Source organism: Enterobacter sp. CRENT-193, from assembly GCF_002787395.1.
GTDB lineage: Bacteria > Pseudomonadota > Gammaproteobacteria > Enterobacterales > Enterobacteriaceae > Enterobacter > Enterobacter hormaechei_C.
Map to the genome: position 1 here is coordinate 3,790,437 of NZ_CP024812.1, position 17,469 is coordinate 3,807,905.

The following is a 17,469-nucleotide window of genomic DNA, read 5'->3' on the forward strand; positions in this document are numbered from 1 at the left end:
TTGGGGCAAAGGTTTTGAAGATTTGATCCCCCCCCCCCTGCCCTTGATGGTATTCATTCTCACTTGGAATGATTGCATTTGAAACGATTTCACTCGTTCATAATCTGCTTTGCTTCATCATGCCAGGAGGTCTGTTTATCAACCTGTTCGAGTTTCTGAGCGCCTTTCCCATGCTCGGGCCACACATGACCTGAGAAGGTCAGCGTCGGCACGTTTTCTCCTACCGTGTGAGAGAACTGAATAGAGGTAACAGTCTTCATCGCTACGCCATCAATTGCCAGCTGAACAAACTTACCATCGCGGTATTCAATGATGAGGTCTTTCATTATGTCCTCCAGTGAGACGCAGGATCGAGCGGGTAGCCGTTGGCATCACAGCCTATTACCGCGCCGCTCTTCTCCATTCTCTGTTTCGTTGAATCATGATGTGCTTTGCACAGTGGCTGCCAGTTATCTTTATTCCAGAATAGGAGCTGTGCTTTCGATATGGCCAGCGGGTTACCTGACTTAAGCGCATCTTTCAGTTTGTGGGGCACGATATGGTCAACCACCGTTGCTGGTGTTATGCGCCCCTGCTGCTCGCACATCACACACAGTGGGTGCTGCTGGAGAAAACGCCGACGGGCCTTATCCCATCGGCTGCCATATACACGGGGCTCTTTGTTCATGCCAGTCTCCATGCGCGGCGGCGTTCCGTCCTCGGCTCGTTGTCAGGGTGACGCTCAACCGTCGGGAGGTCAGCGTGATCCACCAGCGAGTAACACGGATAAATCACCCGGCCACCGAATGCCTCACCGACGGCGTAATCAGCTGCCAGCGTTTTATTCCATGCGTTAAGCATGCGCGCCAGCCTGCCCTGAGGAGGGCTATAACATACGCCGTGAATCAATTTGCAAAGAACAAGGTAATCAGCGTTTACTCTGTCTGATTCCACCAGCATTCCGGCAATCTCTTTCTGATACTGCGGCGGTCGACCGGTACCGAGATAAAAGCTCAGCATGTCGTCAGGGAAGCGCGCCAGCCAGTCCGTTACCTTTTCGGCGAATCCATATACTGGCAGTGCGTCGTCTTCCAACACTACTACCCGGCATTTTTGCTCTGCTGCCCACTCAAGCGCACGCCGGTGATTCCAGTTCGCGCCGTGGTTACCGTCATCAATCAGCAAATGAGCATCCAGCAGCGCAGCAAGACGTTGTGCATGTCCCAAGCGTGAGTGATGCCCGACCACCACAAACTTCACTTGTGTTTCCACCAGGCACACTCCTTACCGATACCTTCAGACTTAAACACTGTGTGGATGCGCGGGCCGGTGACAACTCGATCGCCAAATGACTGCGCGACATTGCCAAACGCCAGCATGTCACCCACCGCGGCGCCAGCCTGTTCTTTCTTCCAGAAACGATAGCTCTCGATCCGGTAGTAAAGACGGATGATGCCGTGAGCGAACGCCATTACATCAGCGCGGGTACCACCCAGCAGCCCAGCGTTTAGCATCACATCGTTGCGGTGCTCTTCAATGAACTCCTGATAGATGCGCTCCGGATGATTCTGCTTTGCCCAGGTGTCGGCGTAGGTCTTCGGTTCTGAACCGACATACACCTTTCCGGCTTCCATTTCTTCCCACGGCGCGCGAAGCATTTCGACATCGGTACCATCGGTACACCAGACGAACCGGTATTCAGGGTGATCTCGTAGGTGCTGCCAGATGTGCAGCCAGCGACGAAAGTAGACATTCATCTTCACGTCAGGTACGAGATACAGCTCAACATCTGTTGGAGCCGTCAGTAATTCATCCACCAGCGCTATACGCCCACACTGGCGAAGCGAGGCCGCCCATTTGCTCAGCATGTCAGGCGAGGCCACTATTCTCGTGCCGCGCTGCGGGTCAGGCTGACTGGTGAGCAGCGTTGTGATAACCACATCGCGCTGCTGGCGATATTCAACGTAACCAGTAAATCCGGCATCACGCCGTTCGTTGTGGATCTTCACGTTACGTTCCACCAGCGCCTGTCGGTCGGGACGCGGTACCGAACGCTCTACGGCTTCATGCTCATCGAGAGAATGGATCAGCTTTTCTGAACCGACCACATCACCGTAAGCCCACGTCGTGAGGCCAGCGTTATGAATCCGCAGGGCGAGGTCGCTGTGTTCGTACATGCCGCGACCGTAGACGGGATCGAAACCGCCAACCTTGTCGATAGCGCTACGGTGGTAATACAGCATCACGCCGCGCTGCCCGGTGTAAGCGATGTGCTTATCATCCCGGTACAGGATCGCCATATCCTTCAGCTTATTCGTTCCTGCCAGATCGAGAAACTGGTAAGCCAGGTGCGGTTCGGGTGATTCGATGTATGGAAGGTGCCAGTTATCAGCGATGGGCCAGGCGTCATCGTCCCAAAGGAAAAGATGCTCACACCCGGCGTCCATCAGCGCGGTTAAACTGGCGTTCTTCGATGCAACAATGCCGAGTGATGTTTCATGGCGAAGCAGCTGCACGCCGTCAGGCACTACTGCGGCAGGTTTCGAACCATCATCTACAACCACCACCAGCGCGCCGGCTGGCAGGTGCCTCAGATGCTGTTCGAGTGAACGTTTTAAAACGTCTGCGCGCTGATGTGTCGAAATGGCAATGCCGATCCGGGATGAAACGACGCTGGCGGGAGCGTATGGGACACCATCAATAGTGACCTGCATATTACCTCCAACCGCTTAACGCTTGGTTGCATTGTGAATAGAACCGCCGGGGCGGGTTTCTTTCTGCAACAATTGTTCGATTTTTTCGCTAATAAGGCGGCCTAATGCTGTCTCATCGCAAATGGCAGGCACTTTGAGAGACATTAACTCATCCACCATCTCTTCGGTGTACTCAGTTGCCTCAGGGGTAAGATAACTGGAAACTACAGCATGAACTTTTTCGCGAATTGTTTTATCCGCTCCATCAACATTGATGCGCATGTTGCAGTTGTACGTACTGGTACCAACGGAATAAGTGTCAACTTTTGCGCTAACAGTATTGCTTGGTTGAATGAAGGTATCCTTGATAAAAACATGTCCACCCTTCATTGCAAATGGAGAAAGATCAGCAAGCGCCTTGCCAAATTCCCTCGTCAAGCGTCTGTGCTTGATGTATTCCGCAGCATCACGTATTTCGTCTGGAGTATATCCCCCCTCAACAGCAACCCAGCGATCAGCCAGGAATACTACCGCTGTTTTATCGGCTGGAACCCCTCCAAACTCTTCACTAAATCTTTGCTTGGCTTCATCAAGGGCATTAGCAATCAGCTCCTGTCTTTTCATGTAGCTACTAATTTTATAACGTGGAAGAGTGTAAACAGCCGACAGCTCACCTAATGCAGCATCAGGCGTTTTTGTAGGTTCTTCGATCTTACCCATTCGCCAGGCCACAGAACCATCAGCCCGATGAGCAACGATTTCGTCATTTCCGAAACTGACGTGGCCACATTTCGGTTTGCGCTTATCTTTAACGCGTAGATGTTCAGGAAAGAAAGAAGCATCACCCCATACTGTATGGCGACGTCCTTTCAAATCGTAATGTGCGCTACCTGCCGGACTTTTCAAAATGAGGCCATCGTCGGTCATGATGACTCGCATGCCGAGCATCGCTTGCTGTAGCGATAAATATTTCATGTGGTATTTCCTTTTAGACGTGAGCCTGTCGCACGGCAAATCCGCCGAAAGTTAACGGTTTGCCCAGGCTCACAGCTGAAAGACTTTCTTCGATGTGCGCGTGCGATGCGCATAAAAAAACCACCAGCGGATGCCAGTGGCTTGGATAGGTTGTGGTGGCCGGTGCTGATCTCCGGCTTGTTTAGAGTGTTACCAGTCAAAGCTGGAAAAACAGCGGATAGGTGGCCTACCTAATCCCGATTATTTTGCCGCTTAGCGCATCAGCCTGCGCATTCACCACAATTCGTCATTATCACAGGCACTCAGTGAATGCCTGCTGTGATGCCATAAACTGCTATAACTAAGAGCGTAAACACAAAGGGAGCAAATCCATGTTGATCAAGTTATTGAAACAAGCACTGTGCCTTTGGGTCGTTATTGCTATAGCTCATTCTGGTATAGAGTTTTGTTTATTTATATCAAAATCAATCCCTTCTGCCTCTGATGTTATTACTTGGGCAGGAGGCATGGCCTCCTCTGTAATTGGCATCTTTGCTGGGATGGCAGCTTGGAAAGGATTTGCATTACGCGAGTAATAACCATTATCAAGCCCACCAGCCGGTGAGCTTTGTAATGACTAACACTCAATGTCACTTCGGCCAACTGATAAAAAACATAAAACCGATGAATGCGAAAAACAGTCCAGCAGCTCCAGCAATAAGGATTAGAGCCCAAACAAGAATAGTTCCGATGGTTGCAATCACTTGGACCTCACTTCCTTTGGATTATGACAGTTAGCCTGCCACGCTTTGTTATGCGCCAGGATGTCTTTCTTCGTCTGGCGGTCCAGTACATCCCAGTCGTGATCCGTACCGTAGATGGGTTTAACCCAGTCGCAAGCAGTGTCCACTACCTCAACCTTTACGGGTCCAGTTTGTGCGCAGCTCGCGATCAACATCGTCGCCAGGCATATGGTTAACAGTCTGTTGTACATTGCTGGCCTCTTTCGTTGCTTCTACCCGACGTTCCGCTGCTGCGACCGTTGCAGCTGCGTTATCTTCGGTGCGCTGCTGGTCGGCTTTGGCTTCGGCTTTGCTTGTGCCGCGTGAATGACCAATCCCAAAGGCACCAGCGATAGCAGCCATAACAAGTGCAGCAATAGCGATAAGCGTTTCGAATCCCATATCAACCTCACACCAGGACCGTTTTGGCATGACCGAAGCGAGCGCGACGATCTTCCAGCCCGTTAGTGCCGCCGTTGATAATCTTCGTCACCTGCATAAGGTCTCCGGAGTATTTCAGGCATCCCTTAGTAGCGAAGAACCAAGCAGCGCTTCTGGCTGCATAAACATCATCAGCCAGTAGCTCAGGCTGCTTGACCAAATCAACCTTCAGGCCGTTGCCGCAATCACGGTAGTTGTTGAGGCCAGTAATCTGGATAAGCCCACGTCCACGGTATAACCAGCCGTCACCGGGAGCGTTGTTACCCATGCGCTTGCTGTATACCAGGTTCGCGATGGCGCGTTGTCGCTCAATCGGTAATGTTCGCTCTTCAGGACGACGCCCAAGCGCGTTAGCCTGGTCTGCCGTGAGGCGTCCCGCACGGATGAAGTTAACCAGTCCTGCAATGCGATAGTTGAAGCTCTCCACCAGCAGAGTGAAACCTGCTGATTCGTGCCCAGCCTGAGCAATGAACATGGCCTGGTCTACCGGCTTGGTGATGCCGAACTCTTCCATCGCATCACTGATTGGCTGAAACCAGCGCGCAGCTAACTCGGCGCTTAGCCCAGCCGCCTTTTGAAATTGTGATTGGTTCACGTTGTGCTTTCCCCTGCGATTCTTGCGATGTTGCCGCGCGCTCGCCATACGGCTATGCAGACAACGAGATTGACGACCAACTCTCCGTAATCAACCTGCACGTAATCACCATGCCAGATTCGGAAAGCAGTAAACGCTGGAGCGAGGATCAGCCCATACGCCAGAAACTCCATCAGACGGCGGCGCCGTAAGCTCCGCTTCCTGAAGAACATCAGGCGTATGGTGATGAGGATGCATGCAACAGCGTTAATGTTCAGGATCAGTGTTTGCCACGTCATTCTTCCCCCTTCAATCCGGGTAAGTCTCCCGTCTTCGAGCGCTTGAGAACGCGAAGCAGGACGGTGACAGAAACCGTTGAGGCCGCCAGCGCGCCAATGGCTGGAGATACTTTCACGGCAACTGGCGGAGAAAGGTGACTTAATGCCGCATTGATAAGCGCTGCGATGATTTCAGATGCTGTTCCGGCGCAGTAAACCCCACCGATAAATGAGATAAGCGCAAACAGTATCTGCTTCCAGAGCTTATGGTCTTCGCTGCTCAGGACGTATAAAGCGGCCCCTGCAAGAGAACAAAGCATTACGGCAGGAGTAGCCTCAGGAAACATCGTGGCGAAGGTGATTCCGGTAGTTCCGGCAGCAACACCAGCAGTTGCCGTAGCAGATATCGGTTCTGCGGACATTTAGCCCCCTCTTATTGCCGTGGGTCCTCTCAGTAATGAGGGGAAATAAAAAAGGCCTCTAATGAAGAGGCCTTATTCTTTAGATAGGTAATTGTTTTTTATCTGACATCCCAAACAGTTTCATCCAACTCGATGATGATATTTCCATCTTCGATTTCGAACTCCATAGTCCCGTTAACAGAACTGGTGTCGTTCATGTTTGCGCATCCCGCGTAGAAATTTATCTCGGCTGTGTATTCGAAAAATCCTTCGGCTATCGCCGTGATTTCAAAAGAACCATCAACGACCGAGTATCTCGCATCTCCACCAAAATCAGTAAGAAGATACTCTTCGAACATATACGAATTAGATTCGATAATATCTTTTAAGGCATTCAAATCTGTGGGGTTTGTGCCATCAAGAGGTATTTTATGGTTTTTAATCTGCTGCATGTATCCACCTGTTCGTTGATAAGTGGATTCAGCATATTTCCAAAACGATTATGTCAAAAATGTTTTTTTAATCAGAAATGAAAAAACCCGCTAATCGCGGGTTTCTTAGTGTTTTGCTGCTCAGTTCGCTTTAACGTCCCGAGCCTACCACAATTTAAGCACTTTCCTGCTCACTCTGCAACTTAAATCTGTCGCTATTTGTGCCGAATGCGTCACAAAGTGGTGCGTAAAGCATCGATTCTGCAAGACTAACCCATGTATCAATGCGACGACGGCATGTGATGAGGGTCCAGTCAGGGTGTTTGGCATTAAGCTCGTTCGCCATCTGGAGCTTGCTCTTGCGAAGTCTGTGACGGTCCACGATGACGCCATAAAGTGATCGGTAGTCGTCATTCATCAGAACGGAAGCAATAACACCATCCACCTTCAGACCCTCTTCATCCGAGCAGAATGCCAGGCCGCTTTTGTTTTTGCTGTCGAGGATTTCGCGCAGGTATGCTTCCAGCTCTGGTTTGGTGATGCCGGATTTCTTCATGCGGCGCAGCGCATCGTTGATAGCGGATTTGGTTATTTTCCCGGAAGCCAGCAGCTGGTTGAACATGTTTCCGCCCGAGCCACCACCGATATAAGACCAGCGACCCCACATGCGGAGCTTTCCCTGTACCCAGATACTTTCGAGAGTGCGAAGGCGAACCAACTCGCCGGATTTGCCTACTTCTGAAGGATTGATCATTTGCGTCTCCACTTACGCCAGTACGCCGATTTCCAGCGCACGATCTAAAAACCGAAACAACAGCGTTAACTGGTCGCCGTGCTTCGCTTCAAATGCCACAGGATCAGCGTGTAACTCGTTGTGATGCGCTCTGCACAGCGGTATCACAAACAGGTCGTGCGCTTTGGTACCCATTCCGCCCTGCCCGTGGCCTATCAGGTGGTGGGGGTCGTCTGCCGGGTTATTGCAGCAACTGCACTGCTGCGACTTCACCCAGCGGGTGTACTTATCGTTCTCCCAGCGGCGGCGCTTTGGCCTCAGCATGAAAGATTCCGGTGATTCAGGATCGACTTTCACCGAGACTATCTTTTTAACCTTCTCCTGGAGGATTTCAGTCGCCGGTAATGACGGAACAATGTCGCTTTCCCGCATTACTGAAGTGTGCGATTCAGGCTTAATCCTGAGGGCTTTGCTCGCCACTGATTCAGGAACAAGGTCAGCAAGATCGTTACGTACCATCCACCAGCAGAACTCAGGAAGCGAAAGAGTGTGGTCAGGGCTGAAACCTAAATCAATATTTACCCTTTCCAGCAGCCATTTTACCAGGTTCTGCATGGCAATTCCTGCCAGTCTTTCAGTGGTTTGCTCACGTAAATGGTTATCACATGACCAGCAAAGACGAATGCTCCCCGGAGCGTGGCGCATAACCGTAAAGTCACTGGCATGCCAGTCAGTGTGAGGCCACTGGCATTCAAATTTTCTCTCCAGCCAGGCATCAAGGCTACTCAATCCACCAGCTCGCTGAATGACCCTCTCGTTAACGAAAATAGCCTGCATGTTGGCATCGTCAGTCAGGGGCTGGTGGGCTTCAGGGATTAATCCAGATGGCAGATGCTGTATGGCTTCGGATGGTGGCTCAATAACTACCCTTCCCTGACGGAATAGCCAGAGCAGTTCGGTACCAGGGCGGAACAGAACCACCCCGGACATCGGCGCAATTTCAGGCGTCAGTATGGCTCTCACGCAATTTGCCCCTTAGCGACATACTCTGCCCAAAGTCCACCTATCCAGCGCACCCCTTTCGCCGTGAAACGAGACTGATTGAACGCATAGTTGGTCTGGTTAGTGGTCCCGGTCTTAACTTCAAATCGGCCTGCTTCGATGTGTTTACTCTTCGGAGTAAGCACGCGGTTCAGGCGATACATGATGCCGTTCTCAATGAGGAACATCGCGAACTCTGGTTCTTTGGCGTTAAGGAGCTTGGCAACCTGCCGGAAAGTCATTGACCCGGTAGCTTTGACGTAGCGATCAACAAATTCAGCCTTCGGTGCGGCAATTGCCAGTTCTTCACTCAGACGTTGCTTCTGTTCAGCAAGATCAGCGGCGAGCCGGAGCGCTTCAGGGAGTGTTTGGGGAACAACCATCCCGACCCCGCTCTCCAGTTCCTGCCAGCGATCAACCAGACGGGCAGTAAACTCCGGGCACAACTGCGCGACGATCACATAGCTGTCTCGCTTGTTAACTTCGTAGTAGTGGTAAACCTGCTGGTTCTGAGGATGGGTGTACTGCATTGCAGCATACCCCCCAATCACGCCGGATTTCATCAGTCGCTCGATGGTTACGCAGACATTGCTATGTCGGGAATCGACCAGCTCCGCAATTTCACGACTGGACATCGTTATCTGATGGCCTATTGCGGCGGCATGGTGCGTCGGACACGTTACGGTGATGTTCATCTGATTCATGCTCTTCTCCACTTATCAGGCGGCTGCACCCGCCAGAGGTTCATGTTTCTTGATCGATATTTCTACACGTCCACCCGGTACCTTCGGTCCCCACTCCACCAACATTCTCTGCACCTGGCTGTCATCCTCCCAAATGCCTGCATGCGTGAGCGCGTCAAACAGAGCCTTGTTGTAGTTGTCGATGTCGCGGCGGCGGGCATCTGGAGGAAAGAGAAGGATCTCCACCGCAGCTGGTGATGATGATGGTTTTGGTAAGCAACGCAGTTGCTCAATGATCGCTGCACATGCCGCGCTTTGATATGCCCTGCCCTTCTCGCTGATAAGATGGCGGCCTTTTAACGGCCCCTTGTTTGGGGCTCGCCAGTATGTGTTTACGCTCGGTGGGAACGGGAGCACCAGTTTCATAAACTCACTCCCTGTTTTTTCAGCCAATCAACAGCGTTATCTCTGGCCTTATCTCCACCGGATAGCAGGTCTTTGATGATCGTTACTGGATCTGCATCCCATTCCGTTTTGACGACGGTAATGCCCCTGGCTGCGCCAGGAGCAACAGTGATGTAACCCTTTTTCTTAAGTGACTTCACGTGCGTTACAGCAGCGTTCGGTGATGCGCAGCCAATTAATCCGGCAAGCTCCAGCATCGTAGGTGGGAAGCCAGCCTTTTCGATATGAACCTTGATAGCTTCGAACACTTCATTCTGACGCGGCGTTAATTCCATCATTTGTTCGCTCCTCTGAAGCCATCGGGAATTTTGCTGTAGTCGGTATTCTGGAAGCTTGATTTGAAGATTCCATCCTCACGCTCCCACTTCCCGTTAACACGCGCTGGCCTTCCGGCATTCGCCCAGTTGGTAGCGGACTTCAGGTAAGCTGGAAACTTCGTTGGCTGGAAAAGTGTCTGCGGGCGCAGGTAGGCCGCCATTGTTAAATCGTCGCTCCACTTGGCGTTGCAGTAGTCCACCACCAGCGACAGATCTTCAACGGTGAATCCCTCCCCGATTCGGGCGCGAATGTTTTGCAGCGAGGTTGTTGAAACCTGATAACGCGAACTGGTCACCTGGTTCAGATGGGTTAAAACCTGTTTAGCCTGATCGGTGATCAACACATCACGGTCTGGTTGCGGCGCAACCGGACAAATAGGTTTATTAGTCTGCTTGTTTAACTCTGTATTAAAGTCTGTATAGAGATAGGATTCCGTACTTTCGCGGCTCCCAAGATTCCTGTCATTCGCGGATTGAGAAACGCAGCTTCGCGGTTTTGATTCCGCATCTTCACGTTTTCCATTACGTACTTTTGCGGAATCGTTATTTTCTGGAAAGATTAATGAGATTAGAGCATCGCCGTCGATGCGATAATGCTTGGTTGGCGTACCATTGACCTTTCGAGAGCAGGTCTCGATCACGCCAGGCAGATACTTGTTTACCAACTTTTTAACCAGCCGCTCTGTCTGGTCTTCAGTTAATTCGCCCGCCTCAGCTCCAAGCTCCTTGTGAGTTTTATAGAACCAGCCGTCTTCATCCCCAAATGCTGACCAGAAAACGAGGTTATTAAGAACTGCTGCCAGCGCATGAGCCTGCTGGTCTTCTTTAAAGAACAGCAGGTACGGCCTGGGAAGAACAATGACGTTCTTCTGGCCTGACATTGACTGGACGATGTCAAAGATTCTGCTCATGGTCGTCCTTTAACTCTGTAAATTTACGCTGGAATTGCTCAAGAGGGCTGAAGCACTCATGATCGTACCCTTCGCGAAGGTATATAACGCGTCGAGTCTCGGGCTCCCACCTGATGACGCGCACCGGGACGCCATAGTGATCTCTGAAACGCCGGTTAAGTTCTCGCACAGCGCTCTCCCCTTCCGACGCCAGACACCCACAATCGCCATAGCCCTGCTGTGGTTACATGGAACCCAGCGGCCTGATACCATGCGCTCATACCGAAACGACGAGGTTCCAACAACGGGAATACCACGGAGTTGCGGGAGACGGTTGTTTACCGTTAAACTGTTCATGCGTTAGTTTCTCCACTGATACGACACGCCAAGGGGCCCGGAGCTGCACACTCGCGGGCCTCACCCATTTCTGGGAGGCAATAAACACGGGAAATAAGGTTCAGGAACGTCATGAGAGTGACCCTGAACTGATATGCGATATCGTTAAGACTTTGCCACTCGCTCCGGTCAACGACTCCATCTTCAATGTAATGACGGTAAGCATTGACCAGCTCACCAAGTCTCCCCACCAGCTCGGCCAGTTTCAGGCCAATCTCTTCGTTTTCATCATCTGGCACGGCGCCGGGAACGTGAATACCGTTATCAGTTTCACGAGAGAACGCGTCAGCGATGTAACTTACGCCCGCAGCGCTCTGAAGCACCATTGCCCAGCCCATTGGGAAAATCTGGTCGCCACCAGCACGAAGGCGGTTAAAGAGTGAGTTCTGGGTTTCGTCCAGAATCTCCGCCGCTTCAGCATACCCGCCTGGCAACGCGGCAATGGTCTTCCTGATTGCGGCCACCAGCCAGGCGGGTTGCTTCTCAACTTTCCATTCAGGTTCTTTACCCACGGTCATATCCTCCTTTCTGTGGTTTCTATCAAGCCGCTGAATCTGTAGGCTTTTGGGGGCGACTAATCGCCTTGATCAATTCCTTTGAGAATTTTCCCTCGGAGGCTAAGGCGATTTTTTCCGCGTAGTTAGTCTCGCCAGTAAAATCTGTACGAGGCAGACATCCTTTTTTCATCCACTTATAGATGGAACGAGCACTACATCCGCAAGCAGAAGAGATGGTAATGACACCAATCTCCTTGATTGCTTCAGTAAGAGTTGGGAGTTTTTCCTCTTGCATATGAACCTCACTTTATGAACTTAAAGTACATATTATGACGGAACTGATAGTTCACGCAAGTACACCTATTATTGAACTCATGGTTCAGGAAGAAAGAGCGCGACAAGACTTCTCCAAAAGGCTAGCGCTGGCCTGTGAAAAAGCTGGTTTTCAGATTCATGGTCGGCAGGCAGAAATTGCCAAGAAAATGAAGCTAACACCTAAAGCTGTGAGTAAATGGTTTAACGGGGAAGCAATACCAAGGCGTGGAAAGTTGCAGGATCTGGCAGCTCTTCTTGGCACGTCTGCAACTTACCTGCTAGGTGATTCTTCTGAGGACGGAATTACCAAAAGACAAGCCAACATGAGCAGCGATGTTTACCGTGTAGATGTTCTTGATCTTACTGTAAGTGCTGGTCCCGGAAACTACATGCTTTCGGACTATGTTGAAGTTCTGTATGCAATCGAGTTCACCACTGAACATGCCCGTTCTCTCTTCGGTAATCGCCCACAACAAGACGTCAAAGTAATGACGGTAAGTGGGGACAGCATGGCCCCAACTTTAGTGTCAGGGGATAGGTTGTTCGTGGATATCTCGGTGCGACATTTCCAAACTGACGGAGTTTACTCTTTCGTGTACGGCAGAACTTTCCACGTGAAGCGTCTTCAGATGCAAGGTGACAAATTAGCAGTTCTGTCTGATAACCCAGCTTATGAGAAGTGGTACATCAAAGAAGAAAATCAGGACCAACTCTACGTAATGGGTAAGGCGCTGATTCATGAGTCAATCACGTACAATAGGCTCTGATTTATAGTTGTTAAGCATAAGCAGTGATGACCTGTAGAAAACTCAGAAAAGACAGGCTTCCTTACCTGTGGCAAGTGGTTATTTTTCTGATTTTTAAGACTAAGCACAACTTGCAACTGTTTTTTAGTTGCTATACTTCTTCGTATAGGATGTAATCACTATGAGCAGGAAGGAAAAACTTCGCTCAAGGCTCAACGCTCTTCCTAAAGATTTTACTTGGGATGAACTTGTTACGCTTCTTGGACACTATGGCTTTAAGGTTATCAACGGTTCAGGATCGCGTCGGAAATTTGTCAACGATGTAAAGCGTATCGTAGCCTTCCATTGCCCACACCCAGGCAATATTGTGAAAGGGTATGTGCTTGAAGAAGCCAAATCTCTTTTAGATGAGTTAGATAGCAATGAATAAGATGCTGAAATACAAGAATTATTGTGGAAGTGTAGAAACGTCACTTGATGACATGGTTTTGCATGGAAAAATTGAGTGCATTGCAGATGTTGTTACTTATGAAGCAGACTCCCTCCCTGCCTTGAAGCGAGCCTTTGAGGAAGCAGTTGACGACTATCTGGAGACCTGTTCTGCCATAGGGAAACAACCTGAAAAAGCTATGAGCGGAACCTTTAACGTTAGGGTTGGAGAAAACCTGCATAAAGATGCTTATCTATCGGCTAAGAATCAAGGGCTTAACTTGAATGAGTTTGTAAAAAAAGCGATAGAAGAAAAACTGGCAATCAAAAAAGAAATCCATTTCCATTTTGAAAGAAAAAATGAATTCGTTTCTGAAACATTGGATTTCAGTAGAGAGCTTCGCCAACCAGGAAACTGGCATCTCTCTGTAGGCAGGGGGATAAGACATTGATGTTGGAAAATTTTTATTTTGAAGGTTTTGAAGTTATTTCCTCTTCTTTCAAAGAAATCAACATCGGTGAAGAGGGATTCATTACTGTAAACACTCAGGACCCTGAGGTTAGTTACGAAAAGGTTGATGACTCAAATTCATTCAAGATAAGCATGCTGATCGAAGCTAAGGTTCGCGCATTCTCTGGACCGAGAAGGGAGGATCCCGATGAATCCGATTTAGCTTTTGAGTCCAATGCCGTGTTCACTACGTTTTTTTCCTTAAGCGATGCGGATGCTTTTGATGAGCAATTCGTTCAGGATAATTTATGGTATTTTGAACGTTTCAATGCAATTGCGCTCAAGTTAGTAACCGAAAACATTCTAAAACATACATCTTTGAGTTACTTACCGATACCATGGATAGCTGGATAAATTATGAAACCCGACCTCGGTCGGGTTTTTTATTGCCACCAACCCATGTTAAGATATTTCCGATTGCAATCAAAGGAAACAAAAAATGAAAAAGGCTTTAGCTTTAGCTCTTGGGGTAATGATGTTAGCTGGGTGTAGCTCTCGCGTTGCGGATCTGACTGTAGCGAGCACAAAAAATTACAATCTCAACTCAAACAATTTCGTTAAAGGTGCGCGCGTTAAAGCAGAAGATTCTGCTCCCGTCGTGATTTTCCCGCTCGGGATCCCTAATGTGAAAACGGCAATTGATCGTGCTATTGAGAAGAACAGATGCTCTGTTGCTCTTTCTGACGTTGTTGTTACTCAATTCAACCACTCTTTCCTGTTCGGTAAATTCGGATTTATTGTAGAGGGAACCGAAGTTATCGACCGTGGACAGCCAGGTTGCGAGAAGGCTAACTAAATGAATCCCCGGCCATTGGGCCGGGTTTTTGTACCTACTTCACAGCCTTGCTACCTTCCCTCAATATCTCCGCAGCATCCCTGTTAACTCCCTTGCCGATCACATTGCCTGTCTCTCTGCGATAGTGTTCCAACTTCTCGATGATGGCTTCCTTCGTCACTGGTTGATCTGATAGCGATAAATCCATAATCGCCCTGCCCATAGCATGAACAATCATGCTCACCCTTTCATCGTCCAAATCCATTAGCGCTCACCTTTTTGATGTTTTATTAATCATAGCATCGGCATTAGATAAATTAAAACACGCTAACTTTCAATGAGTTATGTATTTAAACACTACAAGTGTACTTTTGGTACTTTACATTATTGAACTATTGGTACATATTTAATCCATCAGCAGCGAACATTGTGGTGGTGAACATAAATGAGCGGTAACAGTATCTACAAGTGCTCTTTCTGCGGAGTTACAGAACAGCAGGCAAAACGGATTATTGCTAAAGGTGGAAAAGACGAGGCGGTCATTTGCTCTGACTGCGTTGTTCAGTGCGTTACGGTGTTTGCAAATTTGGCTTCTATTTTGGCACTTGAAGAGCGCTCGATGATTGAAGCCGCCCACATCCAGGGCGGCGAGATAACAAAAATCAGCCTTTAATGGTGGGGTTAAAGCCCTCGATTCGCTCAACAAGCGAACGACTTGTAGAAACAATGTAAGAATCCTTACCCTCATAAGACTGAGCGTGCCGATTAAGGTTCTCTATTACATCTGATTTAACTGATGGTAATGCTGTTGAAATTGAGTGAAGAGCAACAGTAAATGCGTTCTCAAGCGCCTCAATCCTTCGGGCGAGAGTTACCATATCAATTGGAGTTTGACTCATTTTAATTTCCTTCTTGGTTGTGTGAGAACTCCAAGAATACCACTGAGCCTGATGTGGTGAAAAGACAGGCAAAGTTTTGATTGCTGTGTGTAGTCTTGGCGGTCGGCAGTTTTGAATGTCCTTATTGTCGACCGCCCCTTTTACACAACTGAAAGCGCGTTCTGCGTTCAACTTGAGAGGCCGTAGTCGTTAAATCAACTCAGGAGAGCGCGCTCTCATTTGTGGAGAAGTAACGTGTCGACATTGCAGTGTCGATTGTGGCTGCCAGCCTCAAGCATCCTCAGGGTGCTTGGTGATGGTAATAACGCCATCTCAACCAACAGGAGACGATGAGCCTGTTCTGGTTGGATTGGAAAAATGTTATTTGCCCGCTCAGCGGCGGGCGCTTTTTCTGGAGGTAGCATGTCTGCAAATGATTTGGCTGTTAAATATGGTACTTATCAGCCCGAAAATTTACTGGTCATCCTTCCACTTGAAGAAGCGTCAGACATTATTCGTGAAAGTCTTCGCGCTGAGGTTCGCCACGAGCTGGAATATGAATACGATGACCGTATTTCTTCTGCTGAAGAAGAGGCATCTGATTGGGAATCACGGGCAGACAGTTACGAATGCGATGCGATTAGTTTTGCCAGAGCGATAGAAAAAGCCTTGCTTGCACCAACCTTGGATGAAGCAAAAATTATTCTCGAACGCGTTCGTTCTGATAATCGCGAATATTTTTAATACCTAATGAATAATTACGAATTTGGCAGCATTCAAGTGCCGGGATTCGTGCAACCAAAATTCAGCGCTGTGCAGAGCGCGTATAACACGGAGAAACTAACCATGACGAACACACAGAACGTCACCGAGTTACAACCACGCATGACCCGGGAGCAGCTGATCGACGCAGCGCGTAAGGCCGCCCCTCTCCTTCCGCCAGCTTATCGCGGAATTATGACCGAACTGGCTAACCGCCTGGACTATACAAGCGTAGCGCTTTGCGAAGCGATGGCTCAGCGTAAGGAACTGGCTTTTCAGAACATCACCTTGCGTGAAGATGTAGCAAGCTGGGCCAAAGAGTGTGACCGCATTGTTGAACGCCACACGAAGAGCAGAACCAATATGCATTTACTGGAAGCCCAGCGAGAATTGCGTGAGCTGTCACCCATCGTCATTTCCCAAAATAACGAGGTGGCTCTCTGATGGCTAACTCATTCAAGCAAATGACCCGTGACGGGACCATCAAGCGCACCGATACCGGGATGTTCATCAGCCTTGATCAAATCCATGTGCGGGAAGGTTTCAACAAACGCGAAGATGATGAACGAACCCGCCAGGCAGATGATGACCTCTTCAACTACCTGATGAACGGTGGCTCCGTTCCCCCGCTGGAGGTTATCGCCCGTGATGAAGGTGGAGTGTGGGTTGTTGAAGGTCACCGTCGTCGTCGCTGCTATGCGCGTTGTGCAGAAGCAGGTAAGCCAGTAGACCGCATCCATATCATGCCGTTCAACGGTAACGATGTTCAGCGCCTGGCCCGCATCATGACCAGTAATAACCAGCTTCCGCTATCCGATATGGAACAGGCAGCTGTTATTCAGGAGCTACATAACGCCTTTAACCAGACCACCAGCGAGATAGCAAAGCTGGTGAATAAGTCTGTGGCCACCGTCGAGAAGCTGCTGCTCCTTAGCACGGCGAACCATGACGTTCAGCAGGAAGTTAAATCCGGTGCGGTGTCTGTCGATGTCGCGGTTGATCGCGTTATTGAGTATGGCGAACAGGCCGGGAAAGTTTTACAGCACGATAAAGCAGTAGCAGCTGCACAGGGGAAAACGAAAGTTACCCGTAGCTCTATCGCGCCGGAGCTGAGCGTAAAGAACGCACGCCGTTTCGTTGAGCTGATGGCTCAGGCCACGATCACTGATGAAGGTGTCTTCACACTTGAAGGGACTGCCCTGGCCGAGGCGCTCTCGATTATTGACGAACATAAAGCCATTGCTGAAGCACGTGAACTCTATCGCTTGTCACAACCAGTACCAACAACAGAAATTCGCGGACGATCTCTGTATGTGATGCTCAATGGTAAGGAAATTGGTCGGGCCTCACTGTATCGCGGTAAAACCGTTTGGCTGGACATGGATGACAAAACCATTGTCGCCAGCCAGTCAAAGGCTGTGGCCCACTTCGTCAAGCAACACAAATTGCAGCAGGAGCAAAATCATGACAGCCAATAAACCAATGACAGGCGAACAGC

General features: G+C 49.5%; 31 protein-coding genes. 10 read left to right on the top strand and 21 right to left on the bottom strand.

The genetic code is table 11. The features are described 5' to 3' along the window. Nucleotides 1–89: 89 nt before the first annotated feature. The 5 genes from CU081_RS18870 to CU081_RS18890 are packed head-to-tail and all read right to left on the bottom strand — an operon-like array spanning nt 90 to nt 3,647. Nucleotides 90–326, bottom strand: coding sequence for a hypothetical protein (locus CU081_RS18870; protein ID WP_059468687.1), 237 nt, complete (start codon nt 324–326; stop codon nt 90–92). Continuing rightward, complete coding sequence (locus CU081_RS18875; RefSeq protein ID WP_059468688.1) at nt 326–667, bottom strand: HNH endonuclease; 342 nt, start codon at nt 665–667, stop codon at nt 326–328. The genes CU081_RS18870 and CU081_RS18875 overlap by 1 nt, the downstream gene beginning before the upstream one ends. Continuing rightward, nucleotides 664–1,254, bottom strand: a complete 591-nt coding sequence (locus CU081_RS18880; RefSeq protein WP_058663728.1) for a hypothetical protein — start codon at nt 1,252–1,254, stop codon at nt 664–666. The genes CU081_RS18875 and CU081_RS18880 overlap by 4 nt, the downstream gene beginning before the upstream one ends. Further along, nucleotides 1,236–2,693 (bottom strand): glycosyltransferase family 2 protein, encoded by a 1,458-nt coding sequence (locus CU081_RS18885; RefSeq protein ID WP_058647381.1) that lies wholly within the window; start codon nt 2,691–2,693, stop codon nt 1,236–1,238. The genes CU081_RS18880 and CU081_RS18885 overlap by 19 nt, the downstream gene beginning before the upstream one ends. A 15-nt stretch (nt 2,694–2,708) precedes the next feature. Then, complete coding sequence (locus tag CU081_RS18890) at nt 2,709–3,647, bottom strand: hypothetical protein (RefSeq protein WP_058647382.1); 939 nt, start codon at nt 3,645–3,647, stop codon at nt 2,709–2,711. Between the two features lie 371 nt (nt 3,648–4,018). Here CU081_RS18890 and CU081_RS26175 point away from each other — a divergent pair, with 371 nt between their 5' ends. Then, on the top strand, nt 4,019–4,222 hold the full coding sequence (locus tag CU081_RS26175) for a hypothetical protein (protein WP_127673971.1): 204 nt from the start codon (nt 4,019–4,021) through the stop codon (nt 4,220–4,222). Nucleotides 4,223–4,540: 318 nt separating this feature from the next. On the opposite strand, the gene CU081_RS18900 is transcribed toward CU081_RS26175, so the two are convergent. The 14 genes from CU081_RS18900 to CU081_RS18965 form a co-directional block, all read right to left on the bottom strand. Further along, on the bottom strand, nt 4,541–4,810 hold the full coding sequence (locus CU081_RS18900; RefSeq protein ID WP_058647384.1) for a hypothetical protein: 270 nt from the start codon (nt 4,808–4,810) through the stop codon (nt 4,541–4,543). 7 nt (nt 4,811–4,817) lie between these two features. After that, entirely contained in the window at nt 4,818–5,444 is a 627-nt protein-coding gene (locus CU081_RS18905; RefSeq protein WP_058647385.1) for a glycoside hydrolase family 19 protein, read from the bottom strand. Continuing rightward, nucleotides 5,441–5,722, bottom strand: coding sequence for a phage holin family protein (locus CU081_RS18910; RefSeq protein WP_000220248.1), 282 nt, complete (start codon nt 5,720–5,722; stop codon nt 5,441–5,443). Before CU081_RS18910 ends, CU081_RS18905 begins: the two co-directional genes overlap by 4 nt. Continuing rightward, complete coding sequence (locus CU081_RS18915) at nt 5,719–6,123, bottom strand: putative holin (RefSeq protein WP_006809173.1); 405 nt, start codon at nt 6,121–6,123, stop codon at nt 5,719–5,721. The genes CU081_RS18910 and CU081_RS18915 overlap by 4 nt, the downstream gene beginning before the upstream one ends. Nucleotides 6,124–6,221: 98 nt before the next feature. Next, nucleotides 6,222–6,554, bottom strand: a complete 333-nt coding sequence (locus tag CU081_RS18920) for a hypothetical protein (RefSeq protein ID WP_047746036.1) — start codon at nt 6,552–6,554, stop codon at nt 6,222–6,224. Nucleotides 6,555–6,708: 154 nt separating this feature from the next. After that, complete coding sequence (locus CU081_RS18925; protein WP_058647386.1) at nt 6,709–7,287, bottom strand: DUF1133 family protein; 579 nt, start codon at nt 7,285–7,287, stop codon at nt 6,709–6,711. Between the two features lie 12 nt (nt 7,288–7,299). Continuing rightward, the gene (locus tag CU081_RS18930; protein ID WP_058647387.1) at nt 7,300–8,289 is read right to left on the bottom strand and encodes a DUF968 domain-containing protein; all 990 of its coding nucleotides are present in this window, start codon (nt 8,287–8,289) and stop codon (nt 7,300–7,302) included. Beyond that, nucleotides 8,286–8,942 carry a phage antirepressor KilAC domain-containing protein gene (locus CU081_RS18935; protein WP_372658233.1) on the bottom strand — a complete coding sequence of 219 codons (657 nt, stop codon included), beginning with the start codon at nt 8,940–8,942 and terminating at the stop codon, nt 8,286–8,288. Before CU081_RS18935 ends, CU081_RS18930 begins: the two co-directional genes overlap by 4 nt. Before the next feature lie 84 nt (nt 8,943–9,026). Further along, the gene (locus CU081_RS18940; RefSeq protein ID WP_023293909.1) at nt 9,027–9,416 is read right to left on the bottom strand and encodes a RusA family crossover junction endodeoxyribonuclease; all 390 of its coding nucleotides are present in this window, start codon (nt 9,414–9,416) and stop codon (nt 9,027–9,029) included. Continuing rightward, the gene (locus CU081_RS18945) at nt 9,413–9,733 is read right to left on the bottom strand and encodes a LexA family transcriptional regulator (protein ID WP_058647388.1); all 321 of its coding nucleotides are present in this window, start codon (nt 9,731–9,733) and stop codon (nt 9,413–9,415) included. Before CU081_RS18945 ends, CU081_RS18940 begins: the two co-directional genes overlap by 4 nt. After that, nucleotides 9,730–10,683: a conserved phage C-terminal domain-containing protein gene (locus tag CU081_RS18950; protein ID WP_058647389.1), complete on the bottom strand. Its 954-nt coding sequence runs from the start codon at nt 10,681–10,683 to the stop codon at nt 9,730–9,732. Before CU081_RS18950 ends, CU081_RS18945 begins: the two co-directional genes overlap by 4 nt. Further along, the gene (locus CU081_RS18955) at nt 10,667–10,852 is read right to left on the bottom strand and encodes a DUF4222 domain-containing protein (RefSeq protein ID WP_032673528.1); all 186 of its coding nucleotides are present in this window, start codon (nt 10,850–10,852) and stop codon (nt 10,667–10,669) included. The genes CU081_RS18950 and CU081_RS18955 overlap by 17 nt, the downstream gene beginning before the upstream one ends. Before the next feature lie 163 nt (nt 10,853–11,015). Beyond that, complete coding sequence (locus CU081_RS18960; protein WP_047359615.1) at nt 11,016–11,570, bottom strand: YmfL family putative regulatory protein; 555 nt, start codon at nt 11,568–11,570, stop codon at nt 11,016–11,018. A 28-nt stretch (nt 11,571–11,598) separates the two neighbouring features. After that, nucleotides 11,599–11,850: a hypothetical protein gene (locus CU081_RS18965; protein ID WP_045345728.1), complete on the bottom strand. Its 252-nt coding sequence runs from the start codon at nt 11,848–11,850 to the stop codon at nt 11,599–11,601. A 34-nt stretch (nt 11,851–11,884) separates the two neighbouring features. Between CU081_RS18965 and CU081_RS18970 the strand changes: the two genes are divergently transcribed. From CU081_RS18970 to CU081_RS18990, 5 genes are all read left to right on the top strand, one after another. Then, nucleotides 11,885–12,637, top strand: coding sequence for an XRE family transcriptional regulator (locus CU081_RS18970; protein WP_058647390.1), 753 nt, complete (start codon nt 11,885–11,887; stop codon nt 12,635–12,637). Between the two features lie 160 nt (nt 12,638–12,797). Next, nucleotides 12,798–13,046 carry a type II toxin-antitoxin system HicA family toxin gene (locus CU081_RS18975; RefSeq protein ID WP_006809187.1) on the top strand — a complete coding sequence of 83 codons (249 nt, stop codon included), beginning with the start codon at nt 12,798–12,800 and terminating at the stop codon, nt 13,044–13,046. After that, on the top strand, nt 13,039–13,497 hold the full coding sequence (locus CU081_RS18980; protein WP_006809188.1) for a type II toxin-antitoxin system HicB family antitoxin: 459 nt from the start codon (nt 13,039–13,041) through the stop codon (nt 13,495–13,497). The genes CU081_RS18975 and CU081_RS18980 overlap by 8 nt, the downstream gene beginning before the upstream one ends. Continuing rightward, nucleotides 13,497–13,910: a hypothetical protein gene (locus CU081_RS18985; RefSeq protein WP_006809189.1), complete on the top strand. Its 414-nt coding sequence runs from the start codon at nt 13,497–13,499 to the stop codon at nt 13,908–13,910. The genes CU081_RS18980 and CU081_RS18985 overlap by 1 nt, the downstream gene beginning before the upstream one ends. A gap of 85 nt (nt 13,911–13,995) precedes the next feature. After that, entirely contained in the window at nt 13,996–14,352 is a 357-nt protein-coding gene (locus CU081_RS18990; RefSeq protein ID WP_058647391.1) for a hypothetical protein, read from the top strand. A gap of 34 nt (nt 14,353–14,386) precedes the next feature. On the opposite strand, the gene CU081_RS18995 is transcribed toward CU081_RS18990, so the two are convergent. Continuing rightward, a complete protein-coding gene (locus CU081_RS18995) occupies nt 14,387–14,596 on the bottom strand; it encodes a hypothetical protein (protein WP_058647392.1) in 210 nt (69 codons plus the stop codon). 180 nt (nt 14,597–14,776) lie between these two features. Here CU081_RS18995 and CU081_RS19000 point away from each other — a divergent pair, with 180 nt between their 5' ends. Continuing rightward, complete coding sequence (locus tag CU081_RS19000; protein ID WP_058647393.1) at nt 14,777–15,004, top strand: ClpX C4-type zinc finger protein; 228 nt, start codon at nt 14,777–14,779, stop codon at nt 15,002–15,004. Here CU081_RS19000 and CU081_RS19005 read toward each other — a convergent pair. Continuing rightward, nucleotides 14,994–15,230, bottom strand: a complete 237-nt coding sequence (locus tag CU081_RS19005; RefSeq protein WP_058647394.1) for a hypothetical protein — start codon at nt 15,228–15,230, stop codon at nt 14,994–14,996. The two genes, CU081_RS19000 and CU081_RS19005, sit on opposite strands and share 11 nt — an antisense overlap. 402 nt (nt 15,231–15,632) lie before the next feature. Between CU081_RS19005 and CU081_RS19010 the strand changes: the two genes are divergently transcribed. The 3 genes from CU081_RS19010 (at nt 15,633) to CU081_RS19020 (ending at nt 17,449) form a co-directional block, all read left to right on the top strand. After that, entirely contained in the window at nt 15,633–15,953 is a 321-nt protein-coding gene (locus CU081_RS19010; RefSeq protein ID WP_022648915.1) for a hypothetical protein, read from the top strand. A 102-nt stretch (nt 15,954–16,055) separates the two neighbouring features. Next, the gene (locus CU081_RS19015; RefSeq protein WP_205913751.1) at nt 16,056–16,415 is read left to right on the top strand and encodes a hypothetical protein; all 360 of its coding nucleotides are present in this window, start codon (nt 16,056–16,058) and stop codon (nt 16,413–16,415) included. Then, on the top strand, nt 16,415–17,449 hold the full coding sequence (locus CU081_RS19020; RefSeq protein ID WP_058647395.1) for a hypothetical protein: 1,035 nt from the start codon (nt 16,415–16,417) through the stop codon (nt 17,447–17,449). Before CU081_RS19015 ends, CU081_RS19020 begins: the two co-directional genes overlap by 1 nt. Nucleotides 17,450–17,469 lie beyond the last annotated feature (20 nt).

Coding starts and splice junctions, on each gene's coding strand:
- CU081_RS18870 (WP_059468687.1), bottom strand. CDS start 326: ATGAAAGACCTCATCATTGAATACCGCGATGGTAAGTTTGTTCAGCTG.
- CU081_RS18875 (WP_059468688.1), bottom strand. CDS start 667: ATGAACAAAGAGCCCCGTGTATATGGCAGCCGATGGGATAAGGCCCGT.
- CU081_RS18885 (WP_058647381.1), bottom strand. CDS start 2,693: ATGCAGGTCACTATTGATGGTGTCCCATACGCTCCCGCCAGCGTCGTT.
- CU081_RS18890 (WP_058647382.1), bottom strand. CDS start 3,647: ATGAAATATTTATCGCTACAGCAAGCGATGCTCGGCATGCGAGTCATC.
- CU081_RS26175 (WP_127673971.1), top strand. CDS start 4,019: ATGTTGATCAAGTTATTGAAACAAGCACTGTGCCTTTGGGTCGTTATT.
- CU081_RS18900 (WP_058647384.1), bottom strand. CDS start 4,810: ATGGGATTCGAAACGCTTATCGCTATTGCTGCACTTGTTATGGCTGCT.
- CU081_RS18910 (WP_000220248.1), bottom strand. CDS start 5,722: ATGACGTGGCAAACACTGATCCTGAACATTAACGCTGTTGCATGCATC.
- CU081_RS18915 (WP_006809173.1), bottom strand. CDS start 6,123: ATGTCCGCAGAACCGATATCTGCTACGGCAACTGCTGGTGTTGCTGCC.
- CU081_RS18920 (WP_047746036.1), bottom strand. CDS start 6,554: ATGCAGCAGATTAAAAACCATAAAATACCTCTTGATGGCACAAACCCC.
- CU081_RS18925 (WP_058647386.1), bottom strand. CDS start 7,287: ATGATCAATCCTTCAGAAGTAGGCAAATCCGGCGAGTTGGTTCGCCTT.
- CU081_RS18935 (WP_372658233.1), bottom strand. CDS start 8,942: ATGTCCAGTCGTGAAATTGCGGAGCTGGTCGATTCCCGACATAGCAAT.
- CU081_RS18940 (WP_023293909.1), bottom strand. CDS start 9,416: ATGAAACTGGTGCTCCCGTTCCCACCGAGCGTAAACACATACTGGCGA.
- CU081_RS18945 (WP_058647388.1), bottom strand. CDS start 9,733: ATGATGGAATTAACGCCGCGTCAGAATGAAGTGTTCGAAGCTATCAAG.
- CU081_RS18950 (WP_058647389.1), bottom strand. CDS start 10,683: ATGAGCAGAATCTTTGACATCGTCCAGTCAATGTCAGGCCAGAAGAAC.
- CU081_RS18965 (WP_045345728.1), bottom strand. CDS start 11,850: ATGCAAGAGGAAAAACTCCCAACTCTTACTGAAGCAATCAAGGAGATT.
- CU081_RS18970 (WP_058647390.1), top strand. CDS start 11,885: ATGACGGAACTGATAGTTCACGCAAGTACACCTATTATTGAACTCATG.
- CU081_RS18975 (WP_006809187.1), top strand. CDS start 12,798: ATGAGCAGGAAGGAAAAACTTCGCTCAAGGCTCAACGCTCTTCCTAAA.
- CU081_RS18980 (WP_006809188.1), top strand. CDS start 13,039: ATGAATAAGATGCTGAAATACAAGAATTATTGTGGAAGTGTAGAAACG.
- CU081_RS18985 (WP_006809189.1), top strand. CDS start 13,497: ATGTTGGAAAATTTTTATTTTGAAGGTTTTGAAGTTATTTCCTCTTCT.
- CU081_RS18990 (WP_058647391.1), top strand. CDS start 13,996: ATGAAAAAGGCTTTAGCTTTAGCTCTTGGGGTAATGATGTTAGCTGGG.
- CU081_RS18995 (WP_058647392.1), bottom strand. CDS start 14,596: ATGGATTTGGACGATGAAAGGGTGAGCATGATTGTTCATGCTATGGGC.
- CU081_RS19000 (WP_058647393.1), top strand. CDS start 14,777: ATGAGCGGTAACAGTATCTACAAGTGCTCTTTCTGCGGAGTTACAGAA.
- CU081_RS19005 (WP_058647394.1), bottom strand. CDS start 15,230: ATGAGTCAAACTCCAATTGATATGGTAACTCTCGCCCGAAGGATTGAG.
- CU081_RS19010 (WP_022648915.1), top strand. CDS start 15,633: ATGTCTGCAAATGATTTGGCTGTTAAATATGGTACTTATCAGCCCGAA.
- CU081_RS19015 (WP_205913751.1), top strand. CDS start 16,056: ATGACGAACACACAGAACGTCACCGAGTTACAACCACGCATGACCCGG.
- CU081_RS19020 (WP_058647395.1), top strand. CDS start 16,415: ATGGCTAACTCATTCAAGCAAATGACCCGTGACGGGACCATCAAGCGC.